This window comes from Micromonospora fulviviridis (assembly GCF_014648395.1).
Taxonomy (GTDB): domain Bacteria; phylum Actinomycetota; class Actinomycetes; order Mycobacteriales; family Micromonosporaceae; genus Micromonospora; species Micromonospora fulviviridis.
Genome location: NZ_BMRA01000017.1, coordinates 67,620 through 88,005, shown reverse-complemented (window position 1 = coordinate 88,005; position 20,386 = coordinate 67,620). Strand labels below are relative to the sequence as shown.

The following is a 20,386-nucleotide window of genomic DNA, read 5'->3' as shown; positions in this document are numbered from 1 at the left end:
ACCATCGATGCTTCATTGCCTCATGCTGGGGATATCCATCCCTATCTATGGAGGTCTCGATGGTCCCGGCACGACTGAACGGCCCCGTGCTCTCCCTGTTCCGCATGGTCACCGGCCTGCTCTTCCTGTGTCACGGCGCGGCGTCCCTCTTCGGCGTCCTGGGCGGCAACCCGATGACCGGCAAGGCGGTTCCGGTCGGCGAATGGCCGGGCTGGTGGGCCGCGCTGATCCAGCTCGTCTGCGGCGGGTTGGTGCTCGTCGGCCTGTTCACCCGGCCCGCGGCGCTGCTCGCCTCCGGCTCGATGGCGTACGCGTACTTCGTGGTGCACCAGCCGGACGGCCCGCTGCCGCTGCGCAACGGCGGCGAGCCGGCCGCGCTCTTCTGCTGGTCGTTCCTGCTCGTCGCGGTGCTCGGCCCGGGCACCTGGGCCGTGGACGCCCTGCTCTCCCGCCGTCACTCGGTGGCCACCGGGGCGAGCCTCGCCGCCCGTCCCTCGGTCCCGGCCTGACCCCCGGGATCCTGGTGGGAGGTGGACCCTCCCGGAGGCCGTCTCCCGCCAGGATCCGACGACGGTCGCCTCAGAGGCGGCTGTCGGGGGTGGGTGCGGTGGAGGGTGGGCCGCTCGGTGCGGGTGGCCGGGTCGAGGACGGGCGGTCGTCCCGCTTCCAGGCGCTCACCCCGAGCCGGCCGGTGTTGCCGAGGTCGATGGGGCCGTCGAGCTCGACCGGGTAAGCGGGCCGGCCCCGCACCGGGGCGACGTCGAGGTAGGCGCCGTTGCCGGCGACCACCGTGGGATCGGTGACGAGGTTGCGCCAGAGCAGCGCGGCGGTGGCCCGCTCGCCGGGGCGCAGGACGATCCGGGTGGGCGGGTGGTCGAACCCGGCGGTGATCGGACGCGCGCCGGGGATGACCTGGACGGTCAGCGGGTGCCGGTCGGCGTCCCGGAGCCTCGGCGCCGGATGGCCCTCCAGCGCGTACGGCCGGTCGCCGCAGTTGACCAGTTCCAGGCCCATGGCCCGCAGCCCCATGGCGGCGTCCACCCCGAGTGCGGTGATGCGGATCCCCTCGGGCGAGCAGGCGGCCGGGGGCGGTGCGGTGCTGGTGGCCGGGGCCGGCCGGGCCGGTTCGCGCGGGTGGCCGGGTGCGCGGTCGGGCGCCGGCGCGGGGGCGCACGCGGCGAGTAGCGCCGCGCCCGCCAGGGCTCCGATCCGTGCCGCCGCCGTCCGCATCCGGCGATCATTCCAGCCGGTGGCCGCCCCGTGCCGCCCGGACACCGGAGTCAGGCGCGGGCGGGCGCGGCCAGGACCGCGTCGAGCAGCCCCGGGTAGAGGCGGTCCAGCTCGTCGCGGCGCAGCCGCACGTAGCGGCTCGTGCCGGCGACCCGGGTGCGGGTCAGGCCGGCCTCGCGCAGCACCTTGAGGTGGTGGCTGCGGGTCGCCTTGGAGACGCCGAACTCGAAGGTGCCGCAGGCGTACTCGCCGCCCTGGGCCAGGGCGCGCACGATCTGCAGCCGGACGTCGTCGGCCAGGGCGGCCAGCACGGCGGTGACCGGCACCTCGCGCAGTTCGGGTTCGTGCAGCTCCATGTGACCAGCGTAACCCATGTTCGACATCCGTCGAACAACCTCCTAGAGTCGGCGTCGTTGGTTCGACAATACTCGAACATAGGAGCTGCGATGCGCTTCCGTCACGCCGCCTTCCCGCTCTTCGCCGTGGTGAGCTGGGGCGTCATGTTCCCCGTGCTGGCCAGCGCGCTCACCCGGGTGGACGCGCTCAACCTGACCACCGCCCGGTACCTGCTCGCCACCACCGTGCTGCTCGCCCTGCTGCTGGCCCGCGAGGGATGGACCGCGCTGCGGGTGCGGCGGCGTGCCACCGAGGTGGCGCTGCTCGGGGTGCTCGGGTTCGCCGGCTTCAACGTGCTGACCAACCTCGCCCTCGGCCACGCCACCCCGCAGCAGATCGCCCTCTTCGCCTCCAGCACCCCGTTGGTCACCCAGCTCGTCCGCTGGGCGCGCGACGGCGTGCGCCCCCGGCCGGCGCTGCTCGGCCTCTCCCTGGTCGCCCTGCTCGGCGTCGGTCTGGTGATCACCCGCGGCCGGCTCGACGGGCTGGACCAGTTCGGGGTCGGCGCCCTGCTCATGGTCGGCGCGGTGCTCGGCTGGGCCGTCTACACGCACGGCGCGAGCCGGTTCACCGAGTGGTCGCCGCTGCGCTACACCACCCTGACCTCCGTGGCCGGCCTGCTCGCCATGCTCGCCGTCAGCGGCGTGGCCGACCTCACCGGGCTCCAGCACCTGCCGGCTGCCGCCGACCTCGTCGCGGTTGCCCCGCAACTGGCGTACGCCGTGGTGGTCGCCGCCGTCCTCGCGGTGCTGGCCTGGAACACCGGGGTCCGGCGGCTCGGCGTGGCCGACGCGGCGCTGTTCATGAACCTGGTCCCGGTGACCACGTTCGCGGTGCAGATCCTGCGCGGCTACCGTCCCGGCGCGGTGGAACTGGTCGGCGCGGCGCTGACCATCGCCGCCCTGGTGGCCGCGAACCTGACCACCCGCACGCGGAAGGCGCCCGCCGCCCCGGCGGCGGTCGCGGTGACCGACCGCGCCGCGGTGATCGAGCCGGTCGCGGTCGTCGCGCGCTGACCCCGGGGGCGGCGAGACCGGGGGCTCACACCGTGGGAACCCGGCTCCGCCGCGCCCCGGCGCGCGCATAGACTCGGCGGCACAACTGAATACCTCATCCAGAGGGGCTGAGGGATACGGCCCGATGACGCCCCGGCAACCACCCGCGCGCTCGACGACGAGCGACGGCGGGCAGGTGCCAATTCCGTCCCCGCCGCACCCGGCGATGCGGGGAAAGATGAGAGGAACCCCTCGACATGACGTCGACGCTTCCCGCCGCCTCCGGCATCGACACCAGCCTCAGCCCGGCCCGCGCCCTGGTCTGTCGCGCCTGCTCCGCGCGCTACCCGCTGGCCGCCCAGCACGCCTGCTACGAGTGCTTCGGCCCGCTGGAGGTCGACTACGACGCGGCCGCACTGGCCGCCGTCACCCGCGAGCAGATCGAGGCCGGGCCGGACAACCTCTGGCGGTACGCCGCCCTGCTCCCCGCCGGCCAGGACCCGGCCACCCGGGTCACCCTCGACCCGGGGCTGACCCCGCTGGTCGCCGCCCCGCACCTCGCCGCCGAGCTGGGCATCACCGCCCCGCTCTGGGTCAAGGACGACAGCGGCAACCCGACCCACTCCTTCAAGGACCGGGTGGTCTCGGTGGCCCTGACCGCGGCCCGGGCGCTCGGCTTCACCCGCTACGCCTGCGCCTCCACCGGCAACCTGGCCAACTCGGTGGCCGCCCACGCGGCCCGGGCCGGGGTGCCGTCGGTGGTCTTCATCCCCAGTGACCTGGAGCAGGGCAAGGTGGTGACCACCGCCGTCTACGGCGGCGACCTGGTCGCCATCGACGGCTCGTACGACGACGTGAACCGGCTCTGCGGCGAGCTGGTGGAGACCGACGAGTTCGAGGACACCGCGTTCGTCAACGTGAACGTGCGGCCCTACTACGCGGAGGGCTCGAAGACCCTCGGCTACGAGGTGGCCGAGCAGCTCGGCTGGCGGATCCCCGCCCAGGTGGTCATCCCGATGGCCAGCGGCGAGCTGCTCACCAAGATCGACAAGGCGTTCGCCGAGCTGGTCGAGATCGGCCTGGTGGAGGCGCCGGCCGGCGGCTGGAAGGTGTTCGGCGCGCAGTCCGCCGGCTGCAACCCGATCGCCACCGCGCTGCACGCCGACACCGACACCATCGTCCCGGTCAAGCCGACCGGCATCGCCAAGTCGCTGAACATCGGCGACCCGGCCGCCGGCCTCTACGCCCTGGAAGCGGTCCGCCGCACCGGCGGCTGGATGGAGTACGCCGACGACGACGAGATCCGCGCCGGCATCCGGCTGCTCGCCCGGACCACCGGGGTCTTCGCCGAGACGGCCGGCGGCGTCACCGTGGCGGTGCTGCGCAAGCTGGTCGAGTCCGGCCGGCTCGACCCCACGGCGGAGACCGTCGTGTTCAACACCGGCGAGGGCCTCAAGACCCTCGACGCGGTCGCCGCCGAGGTCGGCCCCACCCACCGCATCAAGCCCAGCCTCCGCGCCGCCCGCGACGCCGGCCTCCTCGCCTGACCGGGTCCCCGACTCGTCCGGGCGGGGGAGGGGCGGATCGCCCGGGCGGGGGATTGGGGTGATCCGTTGAGTAACTGGCTTTTCGCTGTGAGTGTGGAAAACGCGCCGACAAGGACTTGACGGCAGGAATTGGACGGCGCAAGATGCTCCGTGCGGGAGGGCGTATCGCCGGAGACTTTGTTCTTGCGACCCAACGCCGGAGGCGTTGTGCGATCGACCCTCCCGACCAACGTGACGAACGGGCCAGCGGAAATCCGCTGGCCCGTTCGCTGTCGGCTGGGCCAGGCTCACGCCATGGGCATCGCCGTCTCCCCCCTCGACCCCGCCGACGAGGCGACCCTCGACGCCGTCTACCGGACGGCCGTCGCGGCGCAGGCCGTGGACGAGCCGGACCTCCCACCGCTGTGCCGGCGGCGGTTCGAGGCGCCGCTGCGGCACCCGATGCCGGGCGTCGACACCCGCTGGTGGGTGGCGCGCCTCGACGGGGTGCCCGTCGGCTGGCTCCGGCTGTACCTGCACACCCTCGACAACACCGACAACGCCAGCGTCGAACTGGTGGTGGACCCGGCGTACCGGCGGCGCGGGGTGGGGCGCGTGCTGCACGAGCACGGGCTTCGGCTGCTGCGTGAGCGCCGCGGCAAGCGGCTGGTCGGGTCGACCGTCACCCCGCTGCCCGGGGAGGAGGGCCGGGAGATGCCCGGGGCCGCCTTCGCCGCCGCCGTCGGCGCGAAGCCGGCGCTCGCCGACGTCCGCCGCCGGCTGGACGTCACCGCGCTCGACCGGCCGCGGCTGGCCGGCCTGCTCGCCGGGGCCCGCACGGCCGCCGCCGGCTACCGCACGGTCCGCTGGTCGAACCACAGCCCCGAGGAGTACGTCGCCGACGTCGCCTACCTGGAGGGGCGGCTGCTGGTGGACGCGCCCCTCGGGGACCTCGAATGGGAGCAGGAGAAGGTCGACGCCGAGCGGATTCGCGGCACGGAACGGGCGCTCGACGCGCGCGGGGTCCGCCGGTACAGCGTCGGGGCGGTGCACGAGGCGTCCGGCCGGCTGGTCGCGTGGAGCATGGTCAGCCTGGCCGCCAACACCACCTGGCACGCCTGGCAGCAGATCACCATCGTCGACCCGGCACACCGTGGCCACCGGCTCGGGCTGCTCACCAAGATCGAGAACCTCGACCACGCGCTGGCGCACGAACCGGAGCTGCGCGTGATCGACACCTTCAACGCGGCAACGAACACCCACATGATCGCGATCAACGAGGAGCTCGGCTACCGGCCGGCGGCCGGCTCGACCGACTGGCAGCTGACGATCTGACTTGTGACACGCCACTACTGATCTGGGGGCGTGCTGTTGCATGATGGCGGGCATGACGGAGACCCCGCACCCCCTGTACGACAGGCACGCCGAGACCCTCACCCGGGCGCTGACCGCGATCACGGAGCGCGGGTACTGGTCCGCCTATCCCGAGTCGCCCAGCCCCCGCGTGTACGGCGAGACCGCCGCCGCCGACGGCAAGGCCGCCTTCGAGGCGTACCTGGGCCGAGACTTCCCGCTCGACCAGCCGGGTGACGGCGACACGGTCGCCAGCGAGGTCAGCCCGTTCGGCCTGGCGCTCGACGTGCGCTACCCGCACGCCACCACCGACCAGCTCGTGGCCGCCGCCACCGCCGCCCTGCCGTCCTGGCGTGACGCCGGCCCGCAGGCCCGGGTGGGGGTCTGCCTGGAGATCCTCGACCGGCTGCACAAGAACATCTTCGAGCTGGCCAACGCCGTGCAGTTCACCAGCGGCCAGGCCTTCGTGATGGCCTTCCAGGCCGGCGGCGCGCACGCGCTGGACCGGGCGCTGGAGGCGATCGCGTACGCGTACGCCGAGATGACCCGGCACCCGGGCACGGCCGGCTGGGAGAAGGCCGCCGGCAAGGGCGACCCGCTGCGGATGAGCAAGACGTTCCACGTGGTGCCCCGCGGCGTCGCGCTGGTGATCGGCTGCAACACCTTCCCGACCTGGAACTCGTACCCCGGGCTCTTCGCCTCGCTGGCCACCGGCAACCCGGTCGTCGTGAAGCCGCACCCGCGCGCCGTGCTGCCGCTCGCCGTCACCGTGAAGTACGCCCGCGAGGTGCTCGCCGAGGCCGGCTTCGACCCCAACCTGGTGCAGCTCGCCCCCGAGGCGGCCGGCGAGAAGCTCGCCTCCACCCTCGCCCTGCACCCGGCCGTGAAGATCGTCGACTTCACCGGTTCGACCGAGTACGGCGACTGGCTGGAGGCGAACGCCCGGCAGGCCGCCGTCTACACGGAGAAGGCCGGCCTGAACACGGTGGTGATCGACTCCACCGACGACTTCGCCGGCCTGTGCCGCAACCTGGGCTTCACGCTGACCCTGTACAGCGGCCAGATGTGCACCACCTCGCAGAACCTGCTGATCCCCCGGGACGGCATCGAGACCGACCAGGGGCACAAGAGCTTCGACGAGGTGGCCGCCGGCATCGCGGGCGCCGTCGCCAAGCTCACCGCCGACCCGGCCCGGGGCGTCGAGCTGACCGGCGCCATCGTCAGCGACGGCGTGCTGGAGCGGCTGGAGGAGGTCACCAAGGTCGGCGAGCCCGTGCTGGAGTCGCGGACCGTGGCGCACCCGTCCTTCCCGGACGCCGTGGTGCGTACGCCGACCGTGGTGAAGCTGGACGCGGCCGACACCGCCACCTACTCCCGCGAGTGGTTCGGGCCGATCTCGTTCGCCATCGCGACCGACTCGACCGCGCACAGCCTGGAGATCCTGCGCTCCACCGTCGGCGAGAAGGGCGCCCTGACCGCCGGCGTCTACTCCACCGACGAGGCGGTGCTGGACGCGGCCGAGGCGGCGGCGATCGACGCCGGTGTGCACCTGTCCTGCAACCTGACCGGCGGGGTGTTCGTCAACCAGTCGGCGGCGTTCTCCGACTTCCACGGCTCGGGGGCGAACCCGGCGGCGAACTCGGCGCTGACCGACGGGGCGTACGTGGCGAACCGGTTCCGGATCGTGCAGAGCCGCCGGCACGTCTGAGGCTGGTCGCGGTTCGGGTGCGTCTGTTGTCGCTCCGGCAACAACGGACGCACCCGAACCCGTCAGGCGGGGCGGCGCATCTGGAGCTCGGTGAGGGTGGGGATGCGGGGGTGCGGGACGCGCACGCCGGTGTCCACGAAGCCCAGCTTCTCGTACGCCCGGCAGGCGCGGTCGTTGCCGACCACCACCTCCAGCATGAGTTCGGGCCGGCCGCAGGCCCGGGACCAGGCGGCCACCTCCTCCACGAGCGCGCCGAGCAGTCCGCAACCCCGCCAGGCCGGCGTGATGTAGACGGCGTAGATCAGGGTCAGCCCGGGCTCGTCCGGGGCCACCGTGCCGCCGGCGTGGCCGACCAGGCGCCCGCCGGGATCGGCGACGAACTGGGCGTTGTGGTCACCGTGCGAGACGGCGGCGATCCGGGCCGCGTAGTCGGCGTGCGGCCGGGCGGCGGCCTCGGCCACGGTCTCCAGGAACGCCAGCGGGGAGTCGGCCAGCATCTCCAGCCGGAGCGCCCGCATCCGGGCGGCGTCCGCCGGGCGGACCCGGCGGACGGTGGTCGTCGTGGTGGGCGCGCTGGTCATGTCGCATGCATACCGGAAGGGGCGGTACCCGCGCCGGACCGGGCGCCGACAGTGGCCGAAATATGCCCGATTTGTGGTCGTGCGCGGTCGTCACGCCTCGTGTAGCGTGCGATTTCGGTCACTCAATTCAGCGGCCGTCGCCGATCGCTGAGCCGGTGACCCACCGGTGCCGGTCCGCCGGTCTCCGGGGTTGTGGAACGCCGCGCAGAGTGAGGAAGTGCACCGTGGCACAGGGCACCGTGAAGTGGTTCAACTCCGAAAAGGGCTACGGCTTCATCGCCGTCGACGGCGGGCAGGACGTCTTCGTCCACTTCTCCGCGATCGAGATGGACGGCTACAAGGCATTGGACGACGGCCAGCGGGTCGAGTTCGAGATCGCCCAGGGCCAGAAGGGCCCGCAGGCCGAGCGGGTCCGCGTCATCGCCTGATCTTTCCTGGCCGCCGCCCGATCGGCGGCCGTTCCACCCCGACGAGGGGGCTGCGGTGCGCGCCCGCGCCGTGGAAGATCATGAGCCGTTCCAGCCGTCGCTGCTGAGGAGGGTTCATGTCCGACCTGCCCCCGTCGGGTCCCACCGAGCCGGTGCCCCCGGCGTCGCCCGGTGTCCCGGCCGACCCGACCCGGTCCACGCCGCCGGCCGCCGTGCCGGCTCCGGCGCCGGGGCACGCGGTCGACCCCACCGCGCCCGGGTCCCCCACCCCGACCGATCCGGGCCGGCCCGCCGCCGTGGCCGACCCCGCAGTGCCGGCGCAACCCGGCCCGTCCGGGTCGCCCGCCGTGCCGACGCAACCCGGCGTGCCGACGCAACCCGCCGCGGCCGCCAACCCAGCCGTGTCCGCGCAGCCGGGTTGGCCGACCGACCCGGCAGCGGCCGCCCACCCTGGCGCGGCGGCCAACCCGGGCGGGTTCGCGCACCCCGGCGGGTTCGCCGCCCCCGGCCAGCCCGGCGGGCCGCAGCCCTGGGACCCGTACCGGGCGGACCCGGCCGGGCCGCCGCAGGGCTGGACCTGGCCGGCCGGCGCTCCGCTGCCCGGCGCGGCCCACCCGCTGCCCGGCCAGCCGTACGGCTGGCACCCGGGCCTCGACCCGCAGGACCCGCTGGTCACCCCGCCGCACGCGGGCGTCGGCGGCTGGTTCAGCCGGTGCGGGGGCGCGCTGCGGCGCGGCTGGCGGCAGCTCCTGCCGATCATGCTGCTCACCCAGACGGTCCCGGCGGCGGTGATCGCCGTCCTCTCGCTCGCCTTCGCCCCGACCGACCAGCCGGTCAGCGGCCCGGACGGCGCCCCGGTGCTGCCCGACGGCTACTTCGAGAACATCTTCGCCTTCTACGGCGTGGTGCTCCTCGCCGCGCTGATCTTCGGCCCGCTCCAGAGCACCGGCTGGGCCGCCGGCACCTGGGTGGTCGCCCGCCAGGCGGCCGGTGAGCCGGTCGGGGTCGGGGCCGCCCTCCGCTACGGGCTGCGCCGCGCCCTCGGCCTCTGGGGCTGGACCATCGTGGCCTCGCTGCTGATCACGGTGGGCGCCTGCTTCTGCCTGCTGCCCGGCCTCTACGCGGCCTGCGCGTTCGCACTGTTCGGCCCGATCTACCTGTTCGAGCGGCAGGAGCCGATCGGCCGGGCCTGGCGGATGTTCCACCAGCGGTTCGGCATGGTGCTGGGCCGGGTCGCGCTGGTCATGTGCGCGCTGATCGCCGCGGCGGTGCTGGACGGCGTGCTGGGGCTGATCAACCAGCTCGCCTTCGGGGTGGACCCGATGGGCGCCCCGGGCACGGCCGCCGGCGCCGTGGCGGTGGCCGTGGTGGGCGCGGTGCTGGCCACCCCCGCCTACCTGGCGCAGCTCGTCGGGCTGGTCGCCGCGTACGCCGAACAGCGGGCGCAGGAAGGCCCGGTGAACGCCGCCCGACTGGCCGCGGAACTCGGCTGAGCGGGGACGTCGTGCTTGCACTCGGCAAGGGAGAGTGCTAAACAAGTCATTGGCACTCGCGTACGGTGAGTGCCAATGGTCGGGGCGGTAGGGCCACGGTCGCGCCGGTGTCGAAATGGCGCCGGGGTGGCACGGGGCCGGTCGTCGCGGGCTGTCCGGCCCGACCGAGGAGACGTCGTCGTCGCCAGGTGGCGACGTCCCCAAGGTGCGTACACCAGACGGCCCATCCGGGAACCCTCGGGTGGCCCGTGAGTGTCCAGGAGGACAACGCCGTATGGCCAAGATGATCGCGTTCGACGAAGAGGCGCGCCGCGGCCTCGAGCGGGGCATGAACCAGCTCGCCGACGCCGTGAAGGTGACCCTCGGCCCCAAGGGCCGCAACGTCGTGCTCGAGAAGAAGTGGGGTGCCCCCACCATCACCAACGATGGTGTGAGCATCGCCAAGGAGATCGAGCTCGAGGACCCCTACGAGAAGATCGGCGCCGAGCTGGTCAAGGAGGTCGCGAAGAAGACCGACGACGTGGCCGGTGACGGCACGACGACGGCGACCGTCCTGGCCCAGGCCCTGGTTCGTGAGGGTCTGCGCAACGTGGCCGCCGGCGCCAACCCGATGGCCCTGAAGCGGGGCATCGAGGCCGCCGTGGCCAACGTCTCGGAGGAGCTGCTGAAGCTCGCCAAGGACGTGGAGACCAAGGAGCAGATCGCCTCCACCGCCTCCATCTCCGCCGCTGACCCCAGCGTCGGCGAGATCATCGCCGAGGCGATGGACAAGGTCGGCAAGGAAGGCGTCATCACCGTCGAGGAGAGCAACACCTTCGGCCTCGAGCTCGAGCTCACCGAGGGCATGCGCTTCGACAAGGGCTACATCTCCGCCTACTTCATGACCGACCCGGAGCGTATGGAGGCCGTCTTCGACGACCCGTACCTCCTGATCGTCAACAGCAAGATCTCGTCGGTGAAGGACCTGCTCCCGATCCTCGAGAAGGTCATGCAGTCGGGCAAGCCGCTGCTGATCATCTCCGAGGACATCGAGGGCGAGGCCCTGGCCACCCTGGTCGTCAACAAGGTCCGCGGCACCTTCAAGTCGGTCGCCGTCAAGGCGCCGGGCTTCGGTGACCGCCGCAAGGCCATGCTGGCCGACATCGCCATCCTCACCGGTGGTCAGGTCATCAGCGAGGAGGTCGGCCTCAAGCTCGACGCCGTCACCCTCGACATGCTGGGCCGCGCCCGCAAGGTCGTGGTGACCAAGGACGAGACCACCATCGTCGACGGTGCTGGCGACGCCGACCAGATCCAGGGCCGGGTCAACCAGATCCGGGCCGAGATCGAGAAGAGCGACTCCGACTACGACCGCGAGAAGCTGCAGGAGCGCCTGGCCAAGCTGGCCGGCGGTGTTGCGGTGATCAAGGTCGGCGCGGCCACCGAGGTCGAGCTCAAGGAGCGCAAGCACCGCATCGAGGACGCCGTCCGCAACGCGAAGGCCGCCGTCGAGGAGGGCATCGTCCCGGGTGGTGGCGTCGCGCTGGTGCAGGCCGGCAAGACCGCCTTCGACAAGCTGGACCTGGCCGGCGACGAGGCGACCGGCGCGCAGATCGTCAAGATCGCGCTGGACGCCCCGCTGCGGCAGATCGCCGTCAACGCCGGCCTCGAGGGTGGCGTCGTCGTCGAGCGGGTCCGCAACCTCGACCCGGGTCACGGCCTCAACGCCGCGACCGGCGAGTACGTGGACCTGCTGGCCGCGGGCATCATCGACCCGGCCAAGGTGACGCGTTCCGCGCTGCAGAACGCCGCCTCGATCGCCGCGCTGTTCCTCACCACCGAGGCCGTCGTGGCGGACAAGCCGGAGAAGACCCCGGCCGCCCCGGCTGGCCCGGGTGGCGGGGAGATGGACTTCTGAGTCCAGCTCCACCAGTACGCCGAGGGGGCGGGCCGCGTCAGCGGTCCGCCCCCTTCCGCGTGTCTCAGGTCGGCAGTCGGCGTTGGTTGCGTCGCTTGTGCGCCCGGTCGTACGGCGGTGTGATCCGGGTCGGTTCGTCCACCGGTTGCAGCGGTTCCCCGGTGGCCGGTCCGGTGGCGCCGGTCATCTCCGCGAGCTGCTCGGCGTCGCCGAAGTCGAGCCGGTCGAACGGCAGCTGCCCGGGAAGCTCGCCGACCGGGCGCCAGCTCGCCGGCTGATCGTCGGTCCGTTCGTCGTCCGTGGTCATGCCCGCCTCCTCTAACTCCCGACCGTAGGGGCCGGTCGATGGCTGAGGAGGCCGAATGGCGTTATTACCGTCTATGTAACTTTCGTTACTTCTGTCCGTTCAGTGCCTTCCGGTAGAGGAAGAACACCCGCTCGATCCGGGCGCCCGCCGCCCCCGAGTAGAACGGCACCGGGCCCACCCAGCCGATCTGCGCCGCCTCGACCCCGGCCGCCGCCTGGTCGCGCAGGCAGCGCCGGAGCAGCACCCCGCCGATGCCCGAGCCCTCGGCCGCCGGGGCGGTCCCCATCGGCCCGAACCAGCTCGGCCGCGACGACCCGTACGCGGCGAACCCGAGGATCTGACCGTCCCGCTCGGCCAGGTGCGCGCCCGCGTCCGGCCGCCCCACCGAGCCGGCCAGCTCGCCGTCCCAGGCCCCGCCGAAGGTGGCCCGGGCGAAGGCGGCCAGCGCGGGCAGGTCCGCCGGCTCGGCCCGGCGTACGGTCACGCCCCGCCCGGCCAGCCGCTGCTCGGCGGCCTCGGTGGAGCGCAGCGCCGCCGAGCCCTCGGTCAGGTCGGCGGTCATGTTCCAGGCCGTCCGGTCCTGCCGGTAGCCGAGCCGCAGCGCGGCGCAGACCGCCGGGGTGTAGCGCACGTCGATGCCCGGCCAGGCGTACTGCGGCGGGTTTCCGGCCAGCAGCAGCTCGGCCGCACCGAGCCCGGCGAGCCGGGCCTCCGCCTCGGCCAGCAGCCCACCGCCGATGCCCTGGCGGCGCTCCTCCGGCGCCACCGCCAGCAGGTCGACGTGACCGAGCCGCGGATCCTGGGCGGACAGCGAGCCGACCAGCACCCCGACGAGCGCGCCGCCGCGGACCGCGCCGAGGCGCAGCACCGTCCGGTCGGCCGCCGCGCGGTCGGCGAGGGTGGCCACGATCGACGGCGCCTCGGCGGCGTCCTCCGGCAGGTCGAGGGCGCGCCCGCAGAGGTCGACGACCTCGGGCAGGCGGTCATGACCCAGCTCGATGATCTCCACGTCCATGGACGCCGACCCTAGGCCATCCGCCGGCCAATGCACAGGGTTGTTAACCGAGGTCCGCGGCCCGGGCGGCGCGGACCGCCGCGTACGCGTCGACCAGGCCGGCGCCGACCAGGTTCCGGGCGCCGCCGCAGGGTGCGTCGGCGGGCGATCCGGCCGGGGTGGCCGTGTCGGCCAGGATGCGGCGGGTGCGGTCCAGGTCGCCCACCAGCGCCGGGTTGGCCGACCACATGAGCGCCACCACCCCGGCCACCTGGGGGGTCGCCATCGAGGTGCCGTCCAGGGTCGCGTAGCCGCCCCCCGGGAAGGCCGACGGCACCCCGGCGCCGGGCGCGACCAGGTCCGGCTTGGCGGCGCCCCCGACCGCCGGCCCCCGGCTGGAGAACCGGGTGAGCTGGCGGGCCCGGTCGACCGCCCCGACCGTGAGCACGTCCGGGTACGGCGCCGGCGGGTCGGCGATGGAGCCGCAGTACGGGCCGGTGTTGCCGGCGGCGGCCACCACCAGGATGCCGGCCGCGGCCAGCGCGGCGGTCGCCGGGCGCAACGCCCCCGGGTCGCAGCCCTCCACGGGCGGGCAGCCCCACGAGTTGGTCAGCACGTCCGGCGCCCGTTGCGGCCGCCCGTCGGTGAGCGGATCCCCGCCGCGCGGGAACGGGGCCAGCATGAACTGGAGGCAGTCCAGGTAGCGGGCCGGGCTGCCCAGGTTGCGGTCCAGGTTGACGCATCCGACCCAGCTCGCGCCGGGGGCCACCCCGATCCCGTTCCGGCCCACCGCGCTGCCCACCGTGTGGGTGCCGTGGCCACCCCGGTCGGCCGGCGTCCGGCGGTGCTCCCACGGGTCGTACCAGGAGTCGTCGCCGCCCCGGAAGCCCGCGGCCAGTGCCGGGTGCCGACCGTCCACCCCGGAGTCCGAGCTGCCCACCACCACGCCGGCGCCCGTGACGCCCAGCTCCGACCAGACCCGGTCCGCGCCGATCAGCGAGACGTTCCAGGTCGGACCGGTCGGCGCCGGCACCTGGCCCCGGGCCGGGGGCGCCGCCGCGGGCAGCGGGCGCAGCCGCTGGCTGACCAGCACCCGGGCCACCTCCGGGCGACCGGCGAGCCAGGCCCGGACCGCCGGCCCGCCGTCCGTCTCGATGGCGTTGACCAGGTAGTACGGCGTCGGGTGCAGGCGCAGCCCGGTCAGCTCGCGACGCAGGTCGCCCTGGGTCCGCTCGGCCGTGGCCACCAGCCGTCGGTAGACGTCGGCCGCCCGGGCGTCCCGGCCGGCCCGACCGGGCGCCCCGGCGGGGATGCCGGTCAGGTCGGCCTGCTCGCGGAGCACCACCAGCAGCCGTTCCCCGTGCAGGCCGGGCTGGCCGGGGACGGCGTAAACCACCACCACGGCGGCGAGCAGGGCCGCGGCGGTGAGGCCGGCCACCCCGCGCCGGGGCGCGCGGGCGCGGGGACGGGCGAGCAGCACGCCGTACCCGACGGCGAGCAGGACCGCGACGGCGAACGCGGCGCCGGTCGCGACCCCGACCCAGAACGGGACGTCGCGGGTGGTCGCCAGCAGGACGGTGACCTCCTCCGGGTCGGTGAACGCCAGCGGCCCGACCAGCGCGAGGCCGACCAGCCAGCGCATCGGCCCGCGCCCCGCCGGCCGGCCGGCGTGCCGGGCCGTGGCCTCCAGCGCGGCCAGCACGAAACCGAGCGGCGGCAGCAGGAGCAGCGCCGGCAGCTGCGCCCCGGACTGGCCGGCCCCGGCGCCCAGCAGCGCCAGGGTCACCCCGGCGACCAGCCCGCCGACCAGCACCAGCCGGGCCGGCCGGGGCGGCGTGCCCACCGCGAACGCGGCCCAGAACGCGGGGCCGAGGAGCACCCCGGCGAGCGCCCCGAGCGCGGCGGCGGCCAGCCCGGCGAGCAGGGTCTCCAGGGCCCCGCCCAGCGCGCCCACCCAGACCCAGGGCAGCAGCGACGCCAGCCCGGCGGCGATCGCCAGCAGCGTCACCGGCCCGAACCGCCCACCCCGGCCACCGCCGCCGGCCGCACCGCCGCCCGGGCGTCCCGGCTCGCCGCCGGGAGCGGCCGTACCGTCGCCCGACCCGCCCGGGGCGCCAGCGGGGCCGGCCGTACCGTCGCTCGGACCGCCCGGCGCGCCGGCCGGAGCCGGCGGGGCCGACCGGCGGCGGGCGATCCGGTCGAGGGCCAGGGCGAGCAGCGCGGCGGCCGCGGCCAGCGCGGCCAGGTACGCCTCGTGGTGCACCGGCGGCAGCGCCCGGAGCAGGGTCAGCGCGCCGAGCGCGAGCGTGCCGGCCAGCCAGGCGCGGCCGGTCGCCCGGATCGCGGGGGAGCGGGGGATCAGCGCGAGCGCCAGCGTGGGCGCGCCCACCAGCAGCACGGTGACCAGCGCGACCACCGGCCAGACGGCCATCGTGCGGTCCAGGCCGGCGACCAGCACGAGCTGGTCGACCGCCCAGCCGACGAGCTGGCCCGGCACCGCGACCAGCACGGCCCAGACGCCGGTGGCCGCGGCGGCGACGACCGGCCACGGGCCGGTGTCGCGGCGGGCGGGACGAGGCGGGGGGACGGGAGCGGTGGGCGGGCCGGCCTGCATGGCCCTCACCGTACGGCCCGGCGGGGGCGTGCCGCCGGAGTGCGGGGCCGGTTACGGTGGACAGGTGCGCGACCCCAACGTGTCCCGATCCGTGGCCGGTCAGCTCTCCGTCGAGCGCCGCGCCGATGACCTGCGCCGACTCCGCGCCGAGCGGTTCGACGTGCTGGTCATCGGCGGTGGCGTGACCGGGGCGGGCGCCGCGCTCGACGCCGCGTCCCGTGGCCTGAAGGTGGCCCTCGTGGAGGCGCGCGACTACGCCGCCGGCACCTCCAGCCGGTCCAGCAAGCTGATCCACGGCGGCCTGCGCTACCTGGAGCAGCTGGAGTTCCACCTGGTGCACGAGGCGCTGACCGAGCGCGGGTTGCTCGCCACCCGGCTCGCCCCGCACCTGGTGCGCCCGGTGCCGATCCTCGTCCCGCTCCCCGCCGAGGGCGGGGTGCGCGACCTGGCCGGCCGGTTCTTCCGCCGCTCCTACTACGGCGCCGGGGTGGCCGCCTACGACGTGTTCGCCGGGGTGTTCGGCGGCGGGCGGGGCATGCCGCTGCACCGGCACCTGAGCCGGGAGGGCGCGCGCCGGATCTTCCCGAGCCTGCGTCCCGACAAGCTGGCCGGTGCGATCCGCTACTACGACGGGCAGGTCGACGACGCCCGCCTCGTGGTGACCCTGGCCCGCACCGCGGCCAGCCTCGGTGCGACCGTGGTGACCAGTGCCCGGGCGGTCGGCCTGATCCGGCAGGCCCGGGAGGTCACCGGGGTCCGGGTCCGCGACCTGGAGGCCCCCGCCGGCTCGCCGGACGCCGAGTTCGAGGTACACGCCCGCACGGTGATCGCCGCGACCGGCGTGTGGAGCGACGACATGTCCCGGATGCTCAACGACGTGGGGCTGCGCCCCGGCTTCCGGGTCCGGGCCTCCAAGGGCGTGCACCTGGTGGTGCCGCGCTCGGCGATCACCGGCGAGACCGGGCTGATCCTGCGCACCGCCAGCAGCGTGCTCTTCGTCATCCCGTGGGGCGGTCACTGGATCATCGGCACCACCGACACCGACTGGCGCCTGGACCGGTCCCACCCGGCGGCCACCGCCAAGGACATCGACTACCTGCTGGAGCAGGTCAACGCGGTGCTGGACCGCCCGCTCACCACCGACGACATCGAGGGCGTCTACGCCGGGCTGCGCCCGCTGCTGGCCGGCGAGGCGGACTCCACCTCGAAGCTCTCCCGGGAACACGCCGTCGTCGAGCCGATGCTCGGGCTGCTCCTGGTGGCCGGCGGCAAGTACACGACGTACCGGGTGATGGCCTCGGACGTGGTCGACCGGGCGGTGCACCGGCTCGGCTGGACCCGGCCGTCGCGCACCGCCGACCTGCCGCTGCTCGGCGCCGACGGGTACGCGGCCATGTGGCGGGACCGGGCCGACCTGGCCCGCCGGCACGGGGTGCCGGTCGGGGTGGTCGAGCACCTGCTGGAGCGCTACGGCACCCTCACCCTCGACCTGCTCGCCCTGGTCGACGCCGACCCGCTGCTCGGCTCGCCGCTGGCCGGCGCCCCGGAATACCTGGCCGCCGAGGTGACGTACGCGGCCCGCGCCGAGGGGGCGCTGCACCTGGAGGACGTGCTCACCCGGCGTACCCGGATCTCCATCGAGACCAGCCACCGCGGCCTGGAGTCGGCGGAGCACGCCGCGGAGCTGATGGGTGCGGTGCTCGGCTGGGACGAGGCGACCCGCGCCCGCGAGGTGGCCCACTACCGGGCCCGGGTGGAGGCGGAGCGGCAGTCGCAGCTGATGGCGGACGACGTCGCGGCCGACGCGGCCCGGCTGGGCGCGCCGGACGTCCGCGGCTTTGCGGCGGACCGGGGCACCGACGGCGACAGCGCCGAACTTCCGTCTTCCCGGTGACCCGTCGGTAACGTCCCTCCGGAGGGTACCGGCCTTACCTACGGAAGTGTAGGTTTCCCGCGTGGTTCGCCCATCCTGGTCGTGCGTCCCTGCTTTGTCCCTCGGCGTCCTGCTGGCGACCGCTCTCACCGGCTGCTCGCTCTTCGGCCGCGCCGAGGGCGCCACCACACCGGACAAGGCGGGCGCCGTCTCGCCGACCCCGGTCGGGCGGCGGGTCTCCCTGGTGCAGCAACTCGGCCCGGACAGCCCGACGCGCACGCTGGAGGTCGACCCGACCGGGCGGTGGCAGTGCCGCGACTGCGCGGGCGACGGGGTCGACTCGACCGGGGTGCTCAGCCCCGAGCAGACGCAGCGGTTGCAGCAGATGCTCACCGACCCGGCCCTGGCGAAGGAGACCGACGAGGCCCGGCATTACAAGCAGGGCTGCATCGACGCGCTGACCTCGACGATGCTGGTCCCGCCGGGGCTGACCATCACCATTCAGGACTGCCCGGGCGAGCCGAAGCCGCCGGTGGCCTACCAGGTGCTGCTGCTGATCACCCAGGCCACCCCGGCCGAGGACAAGGGCTGAGCGTCAGCACACCTTGCCGGGGTTGAACAGCCCCGCCGGGTCCAACGCGGCCCTGATCGCCTGGTGCACCCGCACGCCCACGGGGCCGATCTCCCGGGCCAGCCAGTCCCGCTTGAGCAGGCCGACGCCGTGCTCGCCGGTGCAGGTGCCGCCGAGGTCCAGCCCGAGCCGCATGATCTCGTCGAAGGCCCGCCGCCCGCGCTCCAGGCTGGCCGGGTCGGCCCGGTCGACCACGATGTTCGGGTGCATGTTGCCGTCTCCGGCGTGCCCGACCACGCCGATCGGCACGGCGCACTCCTCGGCGATCCGGGCCACCCCGTCGAGCAGCGCCGCCAGCGCGCCCCGCGGCACCGCCACGTCGTCGATGACCAGGCCGCCGTTGCCGCCGGGGAAGGCCTCCGCGGCGAACCTCTCCATGGCCGGGTGGGCGAGGCGCCGGGCCTGGAGCAGGGCGGCGGCCTCGGCCGCGTCGGTGGCCGCGTAGACCTCGTCGGCCCCGGCCGCCGTGCACACCTCGGCGAGCCGGGCCAGGTCGTCGGCCGCCCGGGAGCCGGTGTCCACGGCCGCCAGCAGCAGCGCCTGCGCGTCGGTGCGCAGCCCCATCGGCCGGTACGCCTCGATGGCCCGCAGGTGGGTCCGGTCCAGCAGTTCCAGCAGGCTCGGGGTGAGCCCGCGTTCGGCCATCCCGGCGACCGCGGTGCCGGCCGCCGCCGTGGTGGGGAAGACGGCGACCAGGGTCAGCGACTCCTCGGGCGCCGGGCGCAGCGCCACGGTCACCTCGGTGATCACCCCGAGGGTGCCCTCCGAGCCGACGAAGAGGCGGGTCAGGTCGTACCCGGCGACGCCCTTGGCGGTGCGCCGGCCGGTCCGCAGCACCTCGCCGGAGGCGAGCACCACCTCCAGCCCGAGCACGTACTCGGTGGTCACGCCGTACTTCACGCAGCACATGCCGCCGGCGTTGGTGGCCACGTTGCCGCCGATGGTGGACGACTCCCAGGAGCCGGGGTCCGGCGGATACCAGAGGCCGTGCTCGCGGACCGCCCCGGCCAGCGTCGCGTTGACCACGCCGGGTTGCGCCACGGCGATCCGGCTGACCGGGTCGACCTCCAGGATCCGGTCCATCGCCACGGTGCTCAGCACCAGCGCGCCGTCCACCGCGTTCGCCGCCCCGGCCAGCCCGGTCCGCGCCCCCTGGGGCACCACGGGTACGCCGTGCCGGCCGGCCGCGCGGACCACCGCCACGACCTCCGCGGTGTCGCGCGGGCGGACCACGACCAGCGGGGTGCCCGCCGCGCACAGGTCGGCCTCGTCCCGCGCGTGCGTCGCCAGCAGGTCGGGGTCGGTCAGCACGGCGGCGTCGCCGAGGGCGGTCCGCAGCTCGTCGAGGAGGGGATGGGCGGCCATGCCGGGAAGGCTAGGTCGTGCCGGCGGGGTTGACCAACCGGGCGTACCGTTGGTCGCCATGCTCTACCTGGACCCGCCCGCGGTGCCCTGGCGGGGGCGGCTGTGGTCGCACCTGATCAGCGACCTCTCGTATGCCGAGCTGCACGCCTTCGCCGAGGCGCTGGGCGTGCCCCGGCGCGGCTTCGACCGCGACCACTACGACGTTCCGGCCGAACGCGTCCCGATGGCCGTCTGGCTGGGCGCCCGGCTCGTCCCGTCCCGCGAGATCGTCCTCCGGCTCCGCGCCGCCGGCCTGCGCCGGCCCAAACCTCCCACGGTCCCCGCTCCGGCTCGGCCGGCGGCACGGGCTGCCGGGCTCAGCGCAGGGTCGCGAGTTCCCGGGTGAGGTTGGCGCGGGCGCGGGACTCCCAGCGGGCGTGCGGCTCGGGGAGCCGGTAGAGGGCGGGTAGGGCCAGCAGGTTCGCCAGGACGGCGGCGCGGCCGGCGCGGAACGCCGGGTCGGGGACGTGCGCGTACTCGCGGCGGACGGCGGCGGCGTAGCGGTCGTAGTCGGCTGGCGGGGCGGCCAGGACCGCCAGGTCGGCGTCGCAGAGCAGGGCGCCGTCCGGGTCGTCCGGCCCGACCGCGTGGCCGGCGGTGAGCAGCACGAGGCGGCGTACCCCGGTCACCGCCGCCGCCGGCAGCCCGGCGGCGGTGAGGAGTTCCCCGGCCAGTTCGGCGCTGGCCCGCTCGTTGGCGTCGCCGCCGGCCCGGGGGTCGTAGACCGCGTCGTGGCACCACGCCGCCAGCCGGACCAGGTCCGGGCGGCGGGCCGACCCGGCGTACGCGTCGACCACGTCGAGCACCGCCCGCAGGTGGGTCACCGTGTGGTAGTGCCGGTGCGGCTCCCGCCAGCCGACCAGCAGCCGGGCCCCGGCCGATTCGACGCCGGCCGGGTCGGTCGCGCCCGCCGCCCGGGCCGCGTCCCGCCACCGTTCCGTCAGCTCGTCCACCCG

19 protein-coding genes and 1 riboswitch are annotated in these 20,386 nt (G+C 74.9%); of the genes, 11 read left to right on the top strand and 8 right to left on the bottom strand.

What is annotated here, in order from left to right; all coding sequences use genetic code 11:
• Positions 1-59 precede the first annotated feature (59 nt).
• A complete protein-coding gene (locus IEY96_RS30710) occupies positions 60-509 on the top strand; it encodes a DoxX family protein (RefSeq protein WP_189198292.1) in 450 nt (149 codons plus the stop codon).
• Positions 510-579: 70 nt separating this feature from the next.
• Here IEY96_RS30710 and IEY96_RS30705 read toward each other — a convergent pair whose 3' ends face one another.
• Together IEY96_RS30705 and IEY96_RS30700 are read right to left on the bottom strand one after the other, a co-directional pair.
• Complete coding sequence (locus tag IEY96_RS30705; protein WP_189198291.1) at positions 580-1,230, bottom strand: DUF4232 domain-containing protein; 651 nt, start codon at positions 1,228-1,230, stop codon at positions 580-582.
• A gap of 50 nt (positions 1,231-1,280) precedes the next feature.
• The gene (locus IEY96_RS30700) at positions 1,281-1,586 is read right to left on the bottom strand and encodes an ArsR/SmtB family transcription factor (protein ID WP_107078112.1); all 306 of its coding nucleotides are present in this window, start codon (positions 1,584-1,586) and stop codon (positions 1,281-1,283) included.
• 90 nt (positions 1,587-1,676) lie between these two features.
• On the opposite strand from IEY96_RS30700, the gene IEY96_RS30695 reads away from it, so the two are divergent.
• The 4 genes from IEY96_RS30695 to paaN all read left to right on the top strand — a co-directional run bounded on the left by IEY96_RS30695 (position 1,677) and on the right by paaN (position 7,208).
• Positions 1,677-2,642, top strand: coding sequence for a DMT family transporter (locus IEY96_RS30695; RefSeq protein WP_189198290.1), 966 nt, complete (start codon positions 1,677-1,679; stop codon positions 2,640-2,642).
• A 91-nt stretch (positions 2,643-2,733) separates the two neighbouring features.
• Positions 2,734-2,866: riboswitch (SAM riboswitch) on the top strand.
• A gap of 12 nt (positions 2,867-2,878) precedes the next feature.
• Positions 2,879-4,168 carry a threonine synthase gene (gene thrC, locus IEY96_RS30690; RefSeq protein ID WP_189198289.1) on the top strand — a complete coding sequence of 430 codons (1,290 nt, stop codon included), beginning with the start codon at positions 2,879-2,881 and terminating at the stop codon, positions 4,166-4,168.
• A 294-nt stretch (positions 4,169-4,462) separates the two neighbouring features.
• Positions 4,463-5,482 carry a GNAT family N-acetyltransferase gene (locus IEY96_RS30685; protein WP_189198288.1) on the top strand — a complete coding sequence of 340 codons (1,020 nt, stop codon included), beginning with the start codon at positions 4,463-4,465 and terminating at the stop codon, positions 5,480-5,482.
• Positions 5,483-5,534: 52 nt separating this feature from the next.
• Positions 5,535-7,208, top strand: a complete 1,674-nt coding sequence (gene paaN, locus IEY96_RS30680) for a phenylacetic acid degradation protein PaaN (protein ID WP_189198287.1) — start codon at positions 5,535-5,537, stop codon at positions 7,206-7,208.
• Positions 7,209-7,270: 62 nt separating this feature from the next.
• On the opposite strand, the gene IEY96_RS30675 is transcribed toward paaN, so the two are convergent.
• Positions 7,271-7,789: a GNAT family N-acetyltransferase gene (locus IEY96_RS30675; RefSeq protein ID WP_189198286.1), complete on the bottom strand. Its 519-nt coding sequence runs from the start codon at positions 7,787-7,789 to the stop codon at positions 7,271-7,273.
• 224 nt (positions 7,790-8,013) lie between these two features.
• Here IEY96_RS30675 and IEY96_RS30670 point away from each other — a divergent pair, with 224 nt between their 5' ends.
• The 3 genes from IEY96_RS30670 to groL all read left to right on the top strand — a co-directional run bounded on the left by IEY96_RS30670 (position 8,014) and on the right by groL (position 11,607).
• Positions 8,014-8,217: a cold-shock protein gene (locus IEY96_RS30670; protein WP_067305333.1), complete on the top strand. Its 204-nt coding sequence runs from the start codon at positions 8,014-8,016 to the stop codon at positions 8,215-8,217.
• A gap of 116 nt (positions 8,218-8,333) precedes the next feature.
• A complete protein-coding gene (locus IEY96_RS30665; RefSeq protein WP_189198285.1) occupies positions 8,334-9,710 on the top strand; it encodes a hypothetical protein in 1,377 nt (458 codons plus the stop codon).
• A gap of 274 nt (positions 9,711-9,984) precedes the next feature.
• Positions 9,985-11,607: a chaperonin GroEL gene (gene groL, locus IEY96_RS30660; RefSeq protein WP_189198284.1), complete on the top strand. Its 1,623-nt coding sequence runs from the start codon at positions 9,985-9,987 to the stop codon at positions 11,605-11,607.
• A gap of 64 nt (positions 11,608-11,671) precedes the next feature.
• Here groL and IEY96_RS30655 read toward each other — a convergent pair whose 3' ends face one another.
• From IEY96_RS30655 to IEY96_RS30645, 3 genes are all read right to left on the bottom strand, one after another.
• Entirely contained in the window at positions 11,672-11,914 is a 243-nt protein-coding gene (locus tag IEY96_RS30655; protein WP_189198302.1) for a hypothetical protein, read from the bottom strand.
• Positions 11,915-11,999: 85 nt separating this feature from the next.
• The gene (locus tag IEY96_RS30650) at positions 12,000-12,929 is read right to left on the bottom strand and encodes a GNAT family N-acetyltransferase (RefSeq protein WP_189198283.1); all 930 of its coding nucleotides are present in this window, start codon (positions 12,927-12,929) and stop codon (positions 12,000-12,002) included.
• Between the two features lie 43 nt (positions 12,930-12,972).
• The gene (locus tag IEY96_RS30645; protein ID WP_444543430.1) at positions 12,973-15,339 is read right to left on the bottom strand and encodes a S8 family serine peptidase; all 2,367 of its coding nucleotides are present in this window, start codon (positions 15,337-15,339) and stop codon (positions 12,973-12,975) included.
• A 262-nt stretch (positions 15,340-15,601) separates the two neighbouring features.
• Between IEY96_RS30645 and IEY96_RS30640 the strand changes: the two genes are divergently transcribed.
• Positions 15,602-17,416: a glycerol-3-phosphate dehydrogenase/oxidase gene (locus IEY96_RS30640; RefSeq protein WP_189198301.1), complete on the top strand. Its 1,815-nt coding sequence runs from the start codon at positions 15,602-15,604 to the stop codon at positions 17,414-17,416.
• Between the two features lie 61 nt (positions 17,417-17,477).
• The gene (locus IEY96_RS30635; RefSeq protein ID WP_189198281.1) at positions 17,478-17,987 is read left to right on the top strand and encodes a hypothetical protein; all 510 of its coding nucleotides are present in this window, start codon (positions 17,478-17,480) and stop codon (positions 17,985-17,987) included.
• 3 nt (positions 17,988-17,990) lie between these two features.
• On the opposite strand, the gene IEY96_RS30630 is transcribed toward IEY96_RS30635, so the two are convergent.
• Complete coding sequence (locus tag IEY96_RS30630; RefSeq protein ID WP_189198280.1) at positions 17,991-19,391, bottom strand: FAD-binding oxidoreductase; 1,401 nt, start codon at positions 19,389-19,391, stop codon at positions 17,991-17,993.
• 58 nt (positions 19,392-19,449) lie between these two features.
• Here IEY96_RS30630 and IEY96_RS30625 point away from each other — a divergent pair, with 58 nt between their 5' ends.
• Positions 19,450-19,776 (top strand): DUF4031 domain-containing protein, encoded by a 327-nt coding sequence (locus IEY96_RS30625; RefSeq protein ID WP_189198279.1) that lies wholly within the window; start codon positions 19,450-19,452, stop codon positions 19,774-19,776.
• Here IEY96_RS30625 and IEY96_RS30620 read toward each other — a convergent pair.
• Complete coding sequence (locus tag IEY96_RS30620) at positions 19,748-20,383, bottom strand: HD domain-containing protein (protein WP_189198278.1); 636 nt, start codon at positions 20,381-20,383, stop codon at positions 19,748-19,750. The genes IEY96_RS30625 and IEY96_RS30620 overlap by 29 nt on opposite strands.
• Positions 20,384-20,386 lie beyond the last annotated feature (3 nt).

What these genes read in the sequence shown, in the direction of transcription:
- IEY96_RS30710 (WP_189198292.1), top strand. Translation starts at nt 60, where the DNA reads ATGGTCCCGGCACGACTGAACGGCCCCGTGCTCTCCCTGTTCCGCATG.
- IEY96_RS30705 (WP_189198291.1), bottom strand. Translation starts at nt 1,230, where the DNA reads ATGCGGACGGCGGCGGCACGGATCGGAGCCCTGGCGGGCGCGGCGCTA.
- IEY96_RS30700 (WP_107078112.1), bottom strand. Translation starts at nt 1,586, where the DNA reads ATGGAGCTGCACGAACCCGAACTGCGCGAGGTGCCGGTCACCGCCGTG.
- IEY96_RS30695 (WP_189198290.1), top strand. Translation starts at nt 1,677, where the DNA reads ATGCGCTTCCGTCACGCCGCCTTCCCGCTCTTCGCCGTGGTGAGCTGG.
- thrC (WP_189198289.1), top strand. Translation starts at nt 2,879, where the DNA reads ATGACGTCGACGCTTCCCGCCGCCTCCGGCATCGACACCAGCCTCAGC.
- IEY96_RS30685 (WP_189198288.1), top strand. Translation starts at nt 4,463, where the DNA reads ATGGGCATCGCCGTCTCCCCCCTCGACCCCGCCGACGAGGCGACCCTC.
- paaN (WP_189198287.1), top strand. Translation starts at nt 5,535, where the DNA reads ATGACGGAGACCCCGCACCCCCTGTACGACAGGCACGCCGAGACCCTC.
- IEY96_RS30675 (WP_189198286.1), bottom strand. Translation starts at nt 7,789, where the DNA reads ATGACCAGCGCGCCCACCACGACGACCACCGTCCGCCGGGTCCGCCCG.
- IEY96_RS30665 (WP_189198285.1), top strand. Translation starts at nt 8,334, where the DNA reads ATGTCCGACCTGCCCCCGTCGGGTCCCACCGAGCCGGTGCCCCCGGCG.
- groL (WP_189198284.1), top strand. Translation starts at nt 9,985, where the DNA reads ATGGCCAAGATGATCGCGTTCGACGAAGAGGCGCGCCGCGGCCTCGAG.
- IEY96_RS30655 (WP_189198302.1), bottom strand. Translation starts at nt 11,914, where the DNA reads ATGACCACGGACGACGAACGGACCGACGATCAGCCGGCGAGCTGGCGC.
- IEY96_RS30650 (WP_189198283.1), bottom strand. Translation starts at nt 12,929, where the DNA reads ATGGACGTGGAGATCATCGAGCTGGGTCATGACCGCCTGCCCGAGGTC.
- IEY96_RS30645 (WP_444543430.1), bottom strand. Translation starts at nt 15,339, where the DNA reads ATGGCCGTCTGGCCGGTGGTCGCGCTGGTCACCGTGCTGCTGGTGGGC.
- IEY96_RS30630 (WP_189198280.1), bottom strand. Translation starts at nt 19,391, where the DNA reads ATGGCCGCCCATCCCCTCCTCGACGAGCTGCGGACCGCCCTCGGCGAC.
- IEY96_RS30625 (WP_189198279.1), top strand. Translation starts at nt 19,450, where the DNA reads ATGCTCTACCTGGACCCGCCCGCGGTGCCCTGGCGGGGGCGGCTGTGG.